6 protein-coding genes, 1 tRNA gene and 3 rRNA genes are annotated in these 16,456 nt (G+C 56.1%); 1 reads left to right on the top strand and 9 read right to left on the bottom strand.

The annotated features are described in order from the left end of the window. Window positions 1-247 precede the first annotated feature (247 nt). Window positions 248-3,931 carry a methionine synthase gene (gene metH, locus LRS40_RS05705; RefSeq protein ID WP_231313301.1) on the bottom strand — a complete coding sequence of 1,228 codons (3,684 nt, stop codon included), beginning with the start codon at window positions 3,929-3,931 and terminating at the stop codon, window positions 248-250. A 194-nt stretch (window positions 3,932-4,125) separates the two neighbouring features. Between metH and iclR the strand changes: the two genes are divergently transcribed. Then, window positions 4,126-4,950, top strand: a complete 825-nt coding sequence (gene iclR / locus LRS40_RS05710; RefSeq protein WP_156262676.1) for a glyoxylate bypass operon transcriptional repressor IclR — start codon at window positions 4,126-4,128, stop codon at window positions 4,948-4,950. Window positions 4,951-5,031: 81 nt separating this feature from the next. Here iclR and aceK read toward each other — a convergent pair whose 3' ends face one another. The 8 genes from aceK to LRS40_RS05750 form a co-directional block, all read right to left on the bottom strand. Next, complete coding sequence (gene aceK / locus LRS40_RS05715; protein WP_231313302.1) at window positions 5,032-6,759, bottom strand: bifunctional isocitrate dehydrogenase kinase/phosphatase; 1,728 nt, start codon at window positions 6,757-6,759, stop codon at window positions 5,032-5,034. A 68-nt stretch (window positions 6,760-6,827) separates the two neighbouring features. Further along, window positions 6,828-8,132, bottom strand: coding sequence for an isocitrate lyase (aceA, locus tag LRS40_RS05720; protein ID WP_156262674.1), 1,305 nt, complete (start codon window positions 8,130-8,132; stop codon window positions 6,828-6,830). A 32-nt stretch (window positions 8,133-8,164) separates the two neighbouring features. Further along, on the bottom strand, window positions 8,165-9,766 hold the full coding sequence (gene aceB, locus LRS40_RS05725; RefSeq protein WP_231313303.1) for a malate synthase A: 1,602 nt from the start codon (window positions 9,764-9,766) through the stop codon (window positions 8,165-8,167). A gap of 269 nt (window positions 9,767-10,035) precedes the next feature. Continuing rightward, window positions 10,036-10,965, bottom strand: a complete 930-nt coding sequence (gene metA / locus LRS40_RS05730; RefSeq protein WP_142487821.1) for a homoserine O-succinyltransferase — start codon at window positions 10,963-10,965, stop codon at window positions 10,036-10,038. Window positions 10,966-11,240: 275 nt separating this feature from the next. Beyond that, window positions 11,241-11,356: ribosomal RNA gene (gene rrf / locus LRS40_RS05735) — 5S ribosomal RNA — on the bottom strand. 92 nt (window positions 11,357-11,448) lie between these two features. Then, window positions 11,449-14,366 (bottom strand): 23S ribosomal RNA (locus LRS40_RS05740). A gap of 220 nt (window positions 14,367-14,586) precedes the next feature. Continuing rightward, window positions 14,587-14,662, bottom strand: a tRNA-Glu gene (locus tag LRS40_RS05745). A gap of 86 nt (window positions 14,663-14,748) precedes the next feature. Further along, window positions 14,749-16,288, bottom strand: a 16S ribosomal RNA gene (locus LRS40_RS05750). The 16S, 23S and 5S rRNA genes sit together here with 1 tRNA gene alongside, the layout of an rRNA operon. Window positions 16,289-16,456 lie beyond the last annotated feature (168 nt).

Below are 16,456 nucleotides of genomic sequence, written 5' to 3' on the forward strand. Positions count from 1 at the left end.
CGGTAAGCGAGAGCGCCACCGGGCAATGCCGAAGGAGCCTTCGATCAGTATAAGGGGTCAAACGTAAGAAAGAGACAGGGCACCCTGTGGGTGCCCTGTTTGTTGTAAGGAAACGTGACGTGAACCGGACACTGACCGTCGGCGGCGCAGTCAGATTGCACACGGACTGCCCGCAGTGAGGGGAGCGTACACAAAGTACGTGACCCGAGTGAGGACAGCCCTGGTGCAAGCTGGCAAGTAAGCCAGGTCAGTCTGCGTCGTAGCCGAGGTTCGGTGCTAACCAACGCTCCACTTCCGAAACGCTCATCCCTTTACGCAGGGCATAATCCTCCACCTGATCGCGCTGGATCTGCGCCACGGCGTAGTACTTGCTGTCAGGATGGCTGAAATACCAGCCGGACACCGACGCCCCAGGCCACATGGCGAAAGATTCGGTGAGCTTCATGCCGGTATGGGTTTCAACATCCAGCAGCTGCCAGATAGTGCCTTTCTCGGTGTGCTCCGGGCAGGCCGGATAACCCGGGGCCGGACGAATGCCCTGGTAGTTCTCGCGGATCAGCTCCTCATTGCTGAGGTTCTCGTTCGGGGCATAGCCCCAGTACACTTTACGCACCCGCTCATGCAGGTATTCGGCAAAGGCCTCGGCCAGACGATCGGCAATCGCTTTAATCATGATTTTATTGTAATCATCATGCTGCGCTTCGTAGGCATTCGCCAGCGCGTCCTCCTCCAACCCGCCGGTTACGGCAAAGGCACCGATGTAGTCCGCTTTACCGCTCAGCTTAGGCGCGACGAAATCGGCCAGGCAGTAGTTGGCAAAACCGACCTTCTCGGTCTGCTGACGCAGATGATGGCTGACCGTCAGCACGTGGGTGCGAGTTTCATCGCGATAGATCTCGATGTCATCGCCCACACGGTTGGCCGGGAACAGCCCCACCACGCCGCGCGGGTTGAGGGTTTTCTCCGCGCTGAGCTGATCGAGCAGGTCGTTGGCATCCTTAAACAGGCGCTGGGCCTCTTCACCCACCACTTCATCTTCGAGGATGCGCGGATATTTTCCGGCCAGCGACCAGGTCATAAAGAACGGCGTCCAGTCGATGTAGTTGCGCAGGGTTTCAATGCTGGCCGTCACCTCCTGCACGCCCAGACGATGGGCAACCGGCGGCGTATAGCTTGACCAGTCAAAGGCCAGGTCGTTATCACGAGCCGCGGCCAGGGTGACCGGCGGGGTGCGCGGCTTTTTGCGCGCGTGTTGGATACGTACCGTCTCGTACTCTTTGCGGGTTCTGGCAACAAAGTCGTCGCGCTGGGTTGCTGAAAGCAGCGCCGAGACCACGCCCACCGTGCGCGACGCGTTCTGTACGTACACCGTCGGCCCGCTGTAGTTCTGCTCGATCTTCACCGCCGTGTGCGCTTTCGAGGTGGTCGCCCCGCCAATCAGCAACGGCAGGGTAAAGCCCTGGCGCTCCATCTCTTTCGCCACGTTGACCATCTCGTCAAGCGACGGGGTAATCAGCCCCGAGAGGCCAATCAGGTCAGCATTCACCTCGCGCGCGGTTTTGAGGATTTTATCCGCCGGCACCATCACGCCCAGGTCGATAATTTCGTAGTTATTACACTGCAGCACTACGCCGACGATGTTTTTGCCGATGTCGTGCACGTCGCCTTTTACGGTGGCAATCACCATCTTGCCGTTGCTGGAGCCTTTCTCTTTGCTGGCTTCGATGTAGGGCTCGAGATACGCCACCGCCTGCTTCATCACGCGGGCGGATTTCACCACCTGCGGCAGGAACATTTTACCCTCGCCGAACAGATCGCCGACCACGTTCATGCCGTCCATCAGCGGGCCTTCGATCACCTCAATCGGGCGCGCGGCCTGCTGGCGGGCCTCTTCGGTATCCAGCTCGATAAACTCAGTGATGCCTTTTACCAGCGAATATTCGAGACGCTTTTTCACGTCCCACGAGCGCCACTCGGCCTGCTGAACGTTGGCGCCGTCGTCGGCTTTGCTGCCGCGGTATTTCTCCGCCAGCTCCAGCATGCGCTCGGTCGCGTCGTCTCGGCGGTTAAGGATCACATCTTCTACCGCATCGCGCAGCTCCGCTGGCAGATCGTCGTAAATCGCCAGCTGGCCGGCGTTAACGATCCCCATGTCCATCCCGTTGCGGATGGCGTAGTAGAGGAACACCGCGTGGATGGCTTCACGCACCGGGTCGTTACCGCGGAACGAGAACGACACGTTGGAGACGCCGCCGGAGATCAGGGCGTGCGGCAGCTCGCGCTTGATGTCTTCACAGGCACCGATAAAGTCCTGGGCATAGTTGTTATGCTCTTCGATACCCGTCGCCACGGCAAAGATGTTCGGGTCAAAAATAATGTCTTCCGGTGGGAAGCCGACCTCTTCGGTCAGGATCTGGTACGCGCGGCGGCAGATCTCAATTTTACGCTCGCGGGTATCCGCCTGGCCCACTTCATCAAAGGCCATCACCACCACGGCGGCACCGTAGCGGCGCACCAGTTTGGCATGATGGATAAAGGGCTCAACCCCCTCTTTCATGGAGATGGAGTTAACGATGCCCTTGCCCTGAATGCACTTCAGCCCTTTCTCGATAACTTCCCATTTCGAGGAGTCGATCATGATCGGCACACGGGCAATGTCCGGCTCACCGGCGATCAGGTTGAGGAAACGCACCATCGCCGCTTCGGCGTCGAGCATCCCCTCATCCATGTTGATATCGATAATTTGCGCGCCGCTCTCTACCTGCTGGCGGGCCACATCCAGCGCTTCGCTGTATTTCTCCTCTTTGATCAGACGCTTGAACTTCGCGGAGCCGGTGACGTTGGTACGTTCCCCGACGTTCACAAACAGGCTCTCATCACCGATGTTCAGCGGTTCAAGCCCGGCCAGTCGGCAGGCAACCGGCAGCTCGGGTAATTTACGCGGCGGCAGGCCTGCCACGGCGTTGCTCATGGCGGCGATATGCTCCGGCGTGGTGCCGCAGCAGCCGCCGACAATATTCAGGAACCCGGACTCGGCCCATTCGCGGATCTGCGCCGCCATGGTAGCGGCGTCGAGATCGTATTCACCGAAGGCGTTCGGCAGGCCGGCGTTCGGGTGAGCGGTCACGTAGCATTCGGCGATGCGCGACAGTTCCTGTACGTACTGGCGCAGTTCGTCCGGCCCCAGCGCACAGTTCAGGCCAAAGCTCAGGGCATCGGCGTGGCGCAGGGAGTTATAAAAGGCTTCGGTGGTCTGCCCGGACAGGGTTCGGCCAGAGGCATCGGTGATGGTGCCGGAGATCATGATCGGCAGATCCACGCCGAGGGCCTCGAACTCCTCTTTCACCGCATAGATAGCGGCTTTGGCGTTGAGGGTATCGAAGACCGTTTCAATCATGATCAGATCGGAACCGCCTTCCACCAGCGCACGGGTCGACTCGCGGTACGCCGCCACCAGCTGGTCAAAGGTGATATTACGAAATGCCGGATCGTTCACATCCGGAGAGATAGAGGCGGTGCGGTTGGTCGGACCAAGCACGCCTGCGACGTAGCGCGGTTTCTCTGGCGTGCGGGCCGTCCATTCGTCGGCACAGGCACGCGCCAGCTTCGCCGCCTCATAGTTGATCTCCGCCGACAGGGATTCCATCTCGTAATCCGCCATGGCGATAGTTGTCGAGTTGAAGGTGTTGGTCTCAACGATATCCGCGCCCGCCTCGAAATAGGCGTAATGAATGGCGGCGATAATCTCTGGCTTGCTGAGCACCAGCAGGTCGTTGTTACCTTTCAGATCGCAGGGCCAGTCGGCGAAGCGGTCGCCGCGAAAGTCGTCTTCACTCAGACGATAGCTCTGGATCATGGTGCCCATACCGCCATCCAGCACCAGAATGCGTTCATTTAACTGCGCACGCAGTTGATCTACTTTGCTGCTCACACTTGCTCCCGCCAACGCTCAACCAGGCCAAAAGGCCAGCAGACCATACTGGCATAATCTTGCAAAGGGGAAAAGTCACACCGCGGTAACATGAGACATGTTCACTATAACTCCTCCGATCAGTAAGGATAGCGGTTGCAAAACAGCCAAATAAAACGAAAATGATTTCCACGATACAGAAAAAGGAGCCTGTCATGGTTGCCACCGTTCCCGCTAAACGCGGCAGAAAACCCGCCGCCGCAACCGCCCCGGCGGGCGGACAAGTCCAGTCCCTGACGCGGGGCCTCAAACTGCTGGAGTGGATAGCCGAGTCGCACAGCAGCGTGGCGCTGACCGAGCTGGCCCAGCAGGCTGGCCTGCCGAACTCCACTACCCATCGCCTGCTTACCACCATGCAGCAGCTGGGCTTTGTCCGTCAGGTGGGCGAGCTGGGGCACTGGTCCGTAGGTGCCCACGCGTTTATCGTCGGCAGCAGCTTTTTGCAGAGCCGTAACCTACTCGCTATCGTGCACCCGATCCTGCGCAAACTGATGGAAGACTCCGGCGAGACGGTCAACCTGGCGGTGCTCGACCAGAGCGATCATCAGGCGATTATTATCGACCAGGTACAGTGTACCCAGCTGATGCGCATGTCGGCGCCGATTGGCGGCAAGCTGCCGATGCACGCCTCCGGGGCGGGAAAAGCATTCCTGTCCCAGCTGAGCGAAGAGCAGGTTACCGGGCTGCTGCACCGCAAAGGCTTACACGCCTATACCCATGCGACGCTGGTGTCTCCGGTGCATCTGAAAGAGGATTTGGCCCTGACGCGCAAGCGCGGCTACTCCTTTGATGATGAGGAGCATGCGCTGGGTCTGCGCTGTCTTGCCGCCTGCATCTATGACGAGCATCGCGAGCCCTTTGCCGCCATCTCTATTTCCGGGCCAATCTCGCGAATGACCGATGACCGGGTGACCGAGTTGGGTGCGCTGGTGATTAAGGCGGCGAAAGAGGTCACGCTGGCGTATGGTGGGATCCGTTAAGATGGTTTTGCCGGGTGGCGGCTGCGCCTTACCGGGCCTACATTCGGACCGTAGGCCCGGTAAGCGCAGCGCCACCGGGCGTTAAACCGCAAATCTGATGCTAAACCTCTGCTTACGCCGGTAAGCATACACATCTTCCACATGACCGTTCTGGATGCGCTTTTGCAGGCCCCGCCAGTAGTCGGCGCGAAACAGATCGGCGTGCATCTCCTCAAATAGCGTCCCGATGCGCGGGTCAGCGCAGAGCCAGTGACGAAACTCTTCCGGGAAGACATCTCCCGGTGAGACGCTGTACCAGGGCTCGCTGGCGAGCTCATCCTCCGGGTAACGCGGCGGCGGGATCTCCCTGAAATTCACTTCCGTCATGTAGCAGATTTCGTCGTAATCGTAGAACACCACCCGCCCGTGTCGGGTGACGCCGAAGTTTTTGAACAGCATATCGCCCGGGAAGATGTTAGCTGCCGCCAGCTGGCGGATAGCATTGCCGTACTCTTCGATGGCGTCGTGAAGGGCCTGTCCCTCCGCCTGCTCCAGCCAGATATTGAGCGGCACCATCCGTCGTTCAATGTAGAGATGGCTGATGATAATCCGGTCGCCCAGATCGCTGATTTTTCCCGGCGCTTCCTGAAGCAATAGCGCCATCAGTTCCGGCGCAATCTGTCGCTTATCGAGTACGAAGTTCTCAAACTCCTGGGTATCCGCCATTCGCCCGACGCGATCGTGCTCTTTAACCAGCTGATAGCAGGCGCGCACGTGGGCGGCAGACATCTCTTTTTGCGGGGCGAATTTGTCCTTAATCACCTTAAACACCCGGTCAAACCCCGGCAGGGTAAAGACCAGCATCACCATGCCGCGAATACCCGGGGCTTCAATAAACTGCTCGTCGGCATGGGCGATATAGTGCAGATACTCCCGGTAGCTCTCGGTTTTGGCATGCTTCTGACACCCTATCGCCATATAGAGCTCAGCGGTGGTTTTACCCGGAAGGATCTCCCGCAGCCACGCCACCAGCGCGCCAGGCTGCGGGGCATAAACCATAAAATAGGAGCGGGCGAAGCCGAAAACGATGCTCGCCTCGGCGCTGGTGGTCAGGCAGGTATCCACCATCAGCTCCCCTTCATCACTGCGATGAATGGGCAGCAGAAACGGCAGCGTGACGTCCGGCGTAACCAGCTTGCCCACCAGCCAGGCGGCTTTGTTGCGATAGAAGAGTTCGTTCGCGACCTGCAGATGGCCGTTGCGCAGCTTGTCTGCACCCAGCGTGTCAGACAAATGGGCGATGATATACCCGACATCACGCGGGCGATTTTGCCAGGGCAGCCGCAGGGGGAGATCGGCTAACACTTTGGTTAACAACGCCTCCCAGCCCTGATCGGGAAAGAAATCTTTCGCCAGCGGCCGCGGCAGGGTGCGAAAACGTTGTCCGGATTGAGAGCTGAAAATAAAGAGCCGCTCCGGTGACAGCGAGCGGTGATCGAACAGCCGACAATAGACGGAATTGAAAAAGCTTTCCGCAATTTCAAAGCGAGGGTAATCCGGCAGCAGATGGGTGTAATGCTCTTTCACACGCAGTAAGAACGCGGCATCGGTACTGGTGTGCCCGGTGATGCAGCGCAATTGCTCCGCCACCAGCCCAACGTGATGATCATAAAGGTGAATACGCTGCTTCATCGCCTGCTGCACGGCGTGCCAGTCGGCCTGCTCAAAGCGCTGTTGCGCCCCGGACGTCACTTCAAGGAAACGACCATACTGGGCATCGAAGCCCTGCAGAATGGTTTGTGCAATCAGTAACTCCAGGCCACGCGACATAGCTTCCCTCTCCCCAGGAAACAGAACCGTAGGCCCGGTAAGCGTAGCGCCACCGGGCGTTTCCGTTATCAGAACTGTGCTTCTTCGGTCGAGCCGGTCAGCGCGGTCACGGAGGAGGCGCCGCCCTGAATGATGGTGGTGACTTTGTCGAAGTAGCCCGTTCCCACTTCCTGCTGATGTGAGGCAAAGGTGTAGCCCTTTTGGCTTGCCGCGAACTCCGGCTGCTGGACCTTCTCGACGTAGTGCTTCATCCCCTCGCCCTGGGCGTAGGCGTGCGCCAGGTCGAACATGTTGAACCACATGCTGTGAATGCCCGCGAGGGTGATGAACTGATACTTGTAGCCCATGTCCGACAGCGCCTGCTGGAAGCTGGCGATGGTGTTATCGTCCAGGTTTTTCTGCCAGTTGAAGGACGGTGAGCAGTTATAGGCCAGCAGTTTGCCCGGGTATTTCGCATGAATGGCGTCAGCGAAGCGTTTAGCCAGCGCCAGGTCCGGGGTAGAGGTTTCGCACCACACCAGATCGGCATAAGGAGCATAGGCCAGGCCGCGGCTAATCGCCTGCTCAATGCCGGCATGGGTACGGTAGAAGCCTTCGCTGGTACGTTCCCCGGTAATAAACTGGCTGTCGTAAGGGTCGCAATCGGAGGTGATCAGGTCTGCGGCATCAGCATCGGTACGGGCAATCACCAGCGTCGGAACGCCCAGCACGTCAGCGGCCAGACGGGCAGCCACCAGTTTCTGGATCGCCTCCTGCGTTGGCACCAGCACTTTACCGCCCATATGCCCGCACTTTTTCACCGAGGCCAGCTGATCTTCGAAGTGAACGGCCGCTGCACCGGCTTCAATCATCGATTTCATCAGCTCGAAGGCGTTCAGCACCCCGCCAAAGCCCGCTTCGGCATCGGCGACAATCGGCAGGAAGTAATCCACAAAGCGCGGATCGTTTGGCTCAATGCCGGACGCCCACTGGATCTGATCCGCACGGCGAAAGGTATTGTTGATCCGCTCCACCACCGCCGGGACAGAGTTTGCCGGATAGAGAGACTGATCCGGGTACATGCTGGACGCCAGGTTGGCGTCCGCCGCGACCTGCCAGCCCGACAGATAGACCGCTTCAATGCCCGCTTTCGCCTGCTGCAACGCCTGGCCGCCCGTCAGCGCGCCGAGGCTATTGATGTAACCCTTCTTCGATTCGCCGTGCAGCAGACGCCACATTTTGGCCGCCCCCAGCTGCGCCAGAGTGCACTCGGGGTTGACCGAGCCGCGTAACTTCACCACTTCCTCTGCGCTATAAGGGCGTTCAATGCCTTCCCAGCGCGGTTGAGTCCACTCGTTCTGTAATGCTTCGATTTGTTGGGTACGGGTTTTCATGTGCAGATGCTCCATATTGTTATGTGGTGAAATCAGGCCAGCAGGCGGTAGCCAGGCAGCGTCAGGAAGTCGATGAGCTCATCTGAGGTGGTGATCTGTTCCATCAGGCGTGCGGCGGCGTCGAAGCGGCCGCTGCTGAAGCGGTGCTCGCCCAGTTCGTCCTGAATGTTCAGCATCTCTTCCGACAGCATCTCGCGGAACAGGGCTTTGGTGACCGGTTTGCCGTTGCTGAGGGTCTTCTGATGGTGGATCCACTGCCAGATAGAGGTACGGGAGATCTCAGCGGTGGCGGCATCCTCCATCAGACCGTAAATCGGCACACAGCCGTTGCCGGAGATCCACGCTTCGATGTACTGCACCGCCACGCGGATATTGGCACGCATTCCCTCTTCGGTGCGCTCGCCCTCGCACGGCTCGAGCAGCTGTGCGGCGGTGACTGGCGTATCCTCTTCGCGGGTTACGTGCAGCTGATTTTTGTTATCGCCCAGAATGCGGTTGAACACCTCCATGGCGGTATCGGCCAGTCCGGGATGCGCCACCCAGGTGCCGTCATGGCCGTTGCTGGCTTCCAGCTCCTTGTCGGCCTTCACTTTGTTCAGCACCTGATTGTTACGCTCGCTGTCTTTGCTCGGAATAAAGGCCGCCATGCCGCCCATCGCGAAGGCGCCGCGTTTGTGGCAGGTTTTGATCAGCAGACGCGAGTAGGCATTCAGGAATGATTTGTCCATGGTCACCACCTGGCGATCCGGCAGAACACGATCGGGATGGTTTTTCAGGGTCTTGATATAGCTGAAAATGTAATCCCAGCGGCCGCAGTTCAGACCAACGATGTGGTCACGCAGGGCATGCAGGATCTCATCCATCTGGAACACCGCCGGCAGGGTTTCAATCAGCAGCGTGGCTTTGATGGTGCCGCGCGGCAGGTCGAAACGGTCTTCGGCATAGCTGAAGACCTCACTCCACCAGGCCGCTTCCTGCCAGGATTGGGTTTTCGGCAAGTAGAAATAGGGGCCGCTGCCTTTTGCCAGCAGATTTTTATGGTTATGGAAGAAATAGAGGGCAAAGTCGAACAGGCTGCCCGGGATCGCTTCCCCGTTCCAGGTAACATGCTTTTCCGGTAAATGCAGGCCGCGCACGCGGCAGACCAGGACCGCCGGGTTAGGTTTAAGCTGATAAATTTTGCCGGCTTCATTGGTGTGACTGATGGTGCCGTTCACCGCGTCGCGCAGGTTGATCTGGCCTTCGATCACTTTGTTCCAGTCGGGCGCCAGCGAATCTTCAAAATCCGCCATAAAGACTTTCACATTGGCATTCAGCGCATTGATCACCATTTTACGCTCTACCGGCCCGGTGATCTCGACGCGTCGGTCCTGCAGATCCTGCGGAATGCCGCGGATCGTCCAGTCACCTTCACGAATGGAAGCGGTTTCCGAAATAAAGTCAGGCAGCTGTCCGTTATCAATGTCTTGCTGCTGCTGGATACGTGCGGCCAGTAACTTATTGCGTTTTGGCGTGAAGCGGGTCACCAGCTCGGTAAGAAACTCAACGGCATCTGGCGTCAGAATCTGCTGCTCCTGCTCGCCATGCGGTTGGTTAAAGGCCAGTTCATCGATAATGGTTGCCTGTTGATTCATTCCACTGCTCCTCGTCGTTGATCCGAATTCATTTCCCCACGCGAACGAAAGATCGTTGTGTAGTTTTCGTTCAGCAAAATTAAGACTATCCATATTTATCGCAAAATCAAAAACTATTTCCATTTTTAATTTAAAATGAACTTAAGCGATTGATATTTATTAGATTAAAAATCATTCATCAAGCGGAGGGGATTTCGGAAATAAAAAAGGCACCCTAAGGTGCCTTAACTGGAGAGCTGAAACGCTACAGGATCAAGATCCTCAGAGGATTACTCCAGTGTCGGATTCATGTGGCGCAGATCGTATGGCGTGATCTGGTAGACGTAATAGTTGAGCCAGTTAGTAAACAGCAGGTTGCCATGACTGCGCCAGGTTGCCCGCGGTTTGTTCTGCGGATCGTTTTGCGGGAAATAGTTATAGGGCACGTCCGGGTTCAAACCCGCTTCCACATCGCGGAAATATTCGCTCGCCAGAGTATCGGGATCGTACTCGGGATGACCGGTAACAAAAGCAATACGCTTATCTTTGCTGGCGAACAGGTAGGCATCCCCCTCCTCGCTTTCTGCCAGGATCTCCAGATCGGTGTAGTCACGGATCAGTGCTGCCGGGAAATCGGCATAGCGTGAATGGGGAGCCAGGAAGGTGTCATCAAAGCCCCGCGTCAGCAGTGCATGGGGGTGCAGAATATGGTGTTCGTAGACGCCAGAAAGTTTTTCGCTGCGGGTCTGCTTAGGGATACCGTAAAGAATATTGAGTGCCGCCTGCACCGCCCAACAGACAAACAACGTGGAGGTGACGTGATCTTTGGCCCACTCCAGCACCTGCTTAATCTGCGGCCAGTAGGCCACGTCGTTGAACTCAACCAGGCCCAGCGGCGCACCGGTGACAATCAGTCCATCGAAATTGTCGTCGCGGATATCATCAAAGTTACAGTAGAAGTTATTAAGATGCTCCGAAGGCGTGTTGCGGGACTCACGCGCATCAATACGCAACAGCTGAATATCGACCTGGAGGGGGGAGTTTGAGAGCAAGCGGAGGAATTGATTCTCCGTCTCAATCTTCTTCGGCATCAGGTTGAGGATAAGCACCTTCAGAGGACGAATTTCCTGACCTGTAGCGCGCGATGCCTTCATGACAAAGACATTTTCCTCACGCAAGAAATTGACGGCTGGTAGCTCGTCCTGCACCCGAATCGGCATAACCTTAGATCCTCAAAGCATACGTATAAACGTTTAGACATCCAGATAGCTGACAATAACCAGGAATAAGGCAAATGTCGAGTCTGCATGTGAAAGGTGAGAAAGTTTCAAGGAAGGGGGTTGAGTGTGGCAGGATTGCCCGGTGGCGCTACGCTTACCGGGCCTACTAAAGCACTGGTCCCGTAGGCCGGGTAAGGCGCAGCCGCCGCCCGGGGGGTTTTCCCGGCGCAACGCAAAAAGCCCATCCGTGAGGATGGGCTTTCGCGTGATTTGATGCCTGGCAGTTCCCTACTCTCGCATGGGGAGACCCCACACTACCATCGGCGCTACGGCGTTTCACTTCTGAGTTCGGCATGGGGTCAGGTGGGACCACCGCGCTACAGCCGCCAGGCAAATTCTGTTGTTCACCCCGCCCGCAGGCGCAGTGACTAATCTGTATCAGCTGAAAATCTCTCAAATCCGCCGAAACAGCTTCGGCGTTGTAAGGTTAAGCCTCACGGTTCATTAGTATCGGTTAGCTCAACGCATCGCTGCGCTTACACACCCGACCTATCAACGTCGTCGTCTTCAACGTTCCTTCAGGAGCCTTAAAGGCTCAGGGAGAACTCATCTCGGGGCAAGTTTCGTGCTTAGATGCTTTCAGCACTTATCTCTTCCGCATTTAGCTACCGGGCAGTGCCATTGGCATGACAACCCGAACACCAGTGATGCGTCCACTCCGGTCCTCTCGTACTAGGAGCAGCCCCCTCAATTCTCCAGCGCCCACGGCGAGATAGGGACCGAACTGTCTCACGACGTTCTAAACCCAGCTCGCGTACCACTTTAAACGGCGAACAGCCGTACCCTTGGGACCTACTTCAGCCCCAGGATGTGATGAGCCGACATCGAGGTGCCAAACACCGCCGTCGATATGAACTCTTGGGCGGTATCAGCCTGTTATCCCCGGAGTACCTTTTATCCGTTGAGCGATGGCCCTTCCATACAGAACCACCGGATCACTATGACCTGCTTTCGCACCTGCTCGAGCCGTCACTCTCGCAGTCAAGCTAGCTTATGCCATTGCACTAACCTCCTGATGTCCGACCAGGATTAGCTAACCTTCGTGCTCCTCCGTTACTCTTTAGGAGGAGACCGCCCCAGTCAAACTACCCACCAGACACTGTCCGCAACCCGGATTACGGGTCTACGTTAGAACACCAGCCATTAAAGGGTGGTATTTCAAGGATGGCTCCACGCAGACTGGCGTCCACGCTTCAAAGCCTCCCACCTATCCTACACATCAAGGACCAGTGTTCAGTGTCAAGCTATAGTAAAGGTTCACGGGGTCTTTCCGTCTTGCCGCGGGTACACTGCATCTTCACAGCGATTTCAATTTCACTGAGTCTCGGGTGGAGACAGCCTGGCCATCATTACGCCATTCGTGCAGGTCGGAACTTACCCGACAAGGAATTTCGCTACCTTAGGACCGTTATAGTTACGGCCGCCGTTTACCGGGGCTTCGATCAAGAGCTTCGCGTTGCCGCTAACCCCATCAATTAACCTTCCGGCACCGGGCAGGCGTCACACCGTATACGTCCACTTTCGTGTTTGCACAGTGCTGTGTTTTTTAATAAACAGTTGCAGCCAGCTGGTATCTTCGACTGATTTCAGCTCCACCCGCAGGGGCTTCACCTACACATCAGCGTGCCTTCTCCCGAAGTTACGGCACCATTTTTGCCTAGTTCCTTCACCCGAGTTCTCTCAAGCGCCTTGGTATTCTCTACCTGACCACCTGTGTCGGTTTGGGGTACGATTTGATGTTACCTGATGCTTAGAGGCTTTTCCTGGAAGCAGGGCATTTGTTGCTTCAGCACCGTAGTGCCTCGTCATCACACCTCAGCGTTAACAAGGTTCCGGATTTACCCGGAACCTCCGCCTACATGCTTAAACCGGGACAACCGTCGCCCGGCCAACATAGCCTTCTCCGTCCCCCTTCGCAGTAACACCGAGTACAGGAATATTAACCTGTTTCCCATCGACTACGCCTTTCGGCCTCGCCTTAGGGGTCGACTCACCCCTGCCCCGATTAACGTTGGACAGGAACCCTTGGTCTTCCGGCGAGCGGGTTTTTTTCACCCGCTTTATCGTTACTTATGTCAGCATTCGCACTTCTGATACCTCCAGCATGCCTCACAGCACACCTTCGACGGCTTACAGAACGCTCCCCTACCCAACAACACATAGTGTCGCTGCCGCAGCTTCGGTGCATGGTTTAGCCCCGTTACATCTTCCGCGCAGGCCGACTCGACCAGTGAGCTATTACGCTTTCTTTAAATGATGGCTGCTTCTAAGCCAACATCCTGGCTGTCTGTGCCTTCCCACATCGTTTCCCACTTAACCATGACTTTGGGACCTTAGCTGGCGGTCTGGGTTGTTTCCCTCTTCACGACGGACGTTAGCACCCGCCGTGTGTCTCCCGTGATAACATTCTCCGGTATTCGCAGTTTGCATCGGGTTGGTAAGCCGGGATGGCCCCCTAGCCGAAACAGTGCTCTACCCCCGGAGATGAATTCACGAGGCGCTACCTAAATAGCTTTCGGGGAGAACCAGCTATCTCCCGGTTTTGATTGGCCTTTCACCCCCAGCCACAGGTCATCCGCTAATTTTTTTCAACATTAGTCGGTTCGGTCCTCCAGTTAGTGTTACCCAACCTTCAACCTGCCCATGGCTGAGATCACCGGGTTTTCGGGTCTATACCCTGCAACTTAACGCCCAGTTAAGACTCGGTTTCCCTTCGGCTCCCCTATACGGTTAACCTTGCTACAGAATATAAGTCGCTGACCCATTATACAAAAGGTACGCAGTCACACCACAAGGGTGCTCCCACTGCTTGTACGTACACGGTTTCAGGTTCTTTTTTTCACTCCCCTCGCCGGGGTTCTTTTCGCCTTTCCCTCACGGTACTGGTTCACTATCGGTCAGTCAGGAGTATTTAGCCTTGGAGGATGGTCCCCCCATATTCAGACAGGATACCACGTGTCCCGCCCTACTCTTCGAGTTCACAGCAAGTGTATCTTCGTGTACAGGGAGTATCACCCTGTACCCTGCGACTTTCCAGACGCTTCCACTGACACACATGCTGATTCAGACTCCGGGCTACTCCCCGTTCGCTCGCCGCTACTGGGGGAATCTCGGTTGATTTCTTTTCCTCAGGGTACTTAGATGTTTCAGTTCCCCTGGTTCGCTTCGTTAAGCTATGTATTCACTTAACGATAGTGTGACGAGTCACACTGGGTTTCCCCATTCGGAAATCGTCGGTTATAACGGTTCATATCACCTTACCGACGCTTATCGCAGATTAGCACGTCCTTCATCGCCTCTGACTGCCTAGGCATCCACCGTGTACGCTTGGTCGCTTAACCTCACAACCCGAAGATGTTTCTTTCGATTCATCATCGACTTGCGAAAATTTGAGAGACTCTGACACACCGCTTATCTGCTCTTATTACGGAGAACAGACACGGCGTGTCGTTTCAATTTTCAGCTTGATCCAGATTTTTAAAGAGCAAATATCTCAAACGTAACTCAGAGAGTTAGTTTTGAGATATAAAGGCAGGTGACTTTCACTCACAAACCAGCAAGTGGCGTCCCCTAGGGGATTCGAACCCCTGTTACCGCCGTGAAAGGGCGGTGTCCTGGGCCTCTAGACGAAGGGGACACTGAAGTCTGCTTCGGCAAGACGCCTTGCTTTTTACTTTTCATCAGACAATCTGTGTGAGCACTACAAAGGCAGGTTCTTTAAGGTAAGGAGGTGATCCAACCGCAGGTTCCCCTACGGTTACCTTGTTACGACTTCACCCCAGTCATGAATCACAAAGTGGTAAGCGCCCTCCCGAAGGTTAAGCTACCTACTTCTTTTGCAACCCACTCCCATGGTGTGACGGGCGGTGTGTACAAGGCCCGGGAACGTATTCACCGTAGCATTCTGATCTACGATTACTAGCGATTCCGACTTCATGGAGTCGAGTTGCAGACTCAATCCGGACTACGACGCACTTTATGAGGTCCGCTTGCTCTCGCGAGGTCGCTTCTCTTTGTATGCGCCATTGTAGCACGTGTGTAGCCCTACTCGTAAGGGCCATGATGACTTGACGTCATCCCCACCTTCCTCCAGTTTATCACTGGCAGTCTCCTTTGAGTTCCCGGCCTAACCGCTGGCAACAAAGGATAAGGGTTGCGCTCGTTGCGGGACTTAACCCAACATTTCACAACACGAGCTGACGACAGCCATGCAGCACCTGTCTCAGAGTTCCCGAAGGCACCAAAGCATCTCTGCTAAGTTCTCTGGATGTCAAGAGTAGGTAAGGTTCTTCGCGTTGCATCGAATTAAACCACATGCTCCACCGCTTGTGCGGGCCCCCGTCAATTCATTTGAGTTTTAACCTTGCGGCCGTACTCCCCAGGCGGTCGACTTAACGCGTTAGCTCCGGAAGCCACTCCTCAAGGGAACAACCTCCAAGTCGACATCGTTTACGGCGTGGACTACCAGGGTATCTAATCCTGTTTGCTCCCCACGCTTTCGCACCTGAGCGTCAGTCTTTGTCCAGGGGCCGCCTTCGCCACCGGTATTCCTCCAGATCTCTACGCATTTCACCGCTACACCTGGAATTCTACCCCCCTCTACAAGACTCTAGCCTGCCAGTTTCGAATGCAGTTCCCAGGTTGAGCCCGGGGATTTCACATCCGACTTGACAGACCGCCTGCGTGCGCTTTACGCCCAGTAATTCCGATTAACGCTTGCACCCTCCGTATTACCGCGGCTGCTGGCACGGAGTTAGCCGGTGCTTCTTCTGCGAGTAACGTCAATTGCTGCGGTTATTAACCGCAACACCTTCCTCCTCGCTGAAAGTACTTTACAACCCGAAGGCCTTCTTCATACACGCGGCATGGCTGCATCAGGCTTGCGCCCATTGTGCAATATTCCCCACTGCTGCCTCCCGTAGGAGTCTGGACCGTGTCTCAGTTCCAGTGTGGCTGGTCATCCTCTCAGACCAGCTAGGGATCGTCGCCTAGGTGAGCCATTACCCCACCTACTAGCTAATCCCATCTGGGCACATCTGATGGCAAGAGGCCCGAAGGTCCCCCTCTTTGGTCTTGCGACGTTATGCGGTATTAGCTACCGTTTCCAGTAGTTATCCCCCTCCATCAGGCAGTTTCCCAGACATTACTCACCCGTCCGCCGCTCGTCACCCGAAGAGCAAGCTCTTCTGTGCTACCGCTCGACTTGCATGTGTTAGGCCTGCCGCCAGCGTTCAATCTGAGCCATGATCAAACTCTTCAATTTAAGTTTGATGCTCGTGAATTAAACTTCGTAATGAATTACGTATGTTCACTCAGAGACTTTGGTATTCATTTATCGTCTTGCGACGTTAAGAATCCATGTCACTTTGAGTGCCCACACAGATTGTCTGATAAATTGTTAAAGAGCAGTGCAACGCGGCTTTCGCTCACC

This window comes from Leclercia sp. G3L (assembly GCF_021117075.1).
Classification (GTDB): Bacteria; Pseudomonadota; Gammaproteobacteria; order Enterobacterales; family Enterobacteriaceae; genus Enterobacter; species Enterobacter adecarboxylatus_C.

Excerpts from the sequence above, each read along its gene's own strand:
- iclR (WP_156262676.1), top strand. The coding sequence starts at position 4,126 with ATGGTTGCCACCGTTCCCGCTAAACGCGGCAGAAAACCCGCCGCCGCA.
- aceK (WP_231313302.1), bottom strand. The coding sequence starts at position 6,759 with ATGTCGCGTGGCCTGGAGTTACTGATTGCACAAACCATTCTGCAGGGC.
- aceA (WP_156262674.1), bottom strand. The coding sequence starts at position 8,132 with ATGAAAACCCGTACCCAACAAATCGAAGCATTACAGAACGAGTGGACT.
- aceB (WP_231313303.1), bottom strand. The coding sequence starts at position 9,766 with ATGAATCAACAGGCAACCATTATCGATGAACTGGCCTTTAACCAACCG.
- metA (WP_142487821.1), bottom strand. The coding sequence starts at position 10,965 with ATGCCGATTCGGGTGCAGGACGAGCTACCAGCCGTCAATTTCTTGCGT.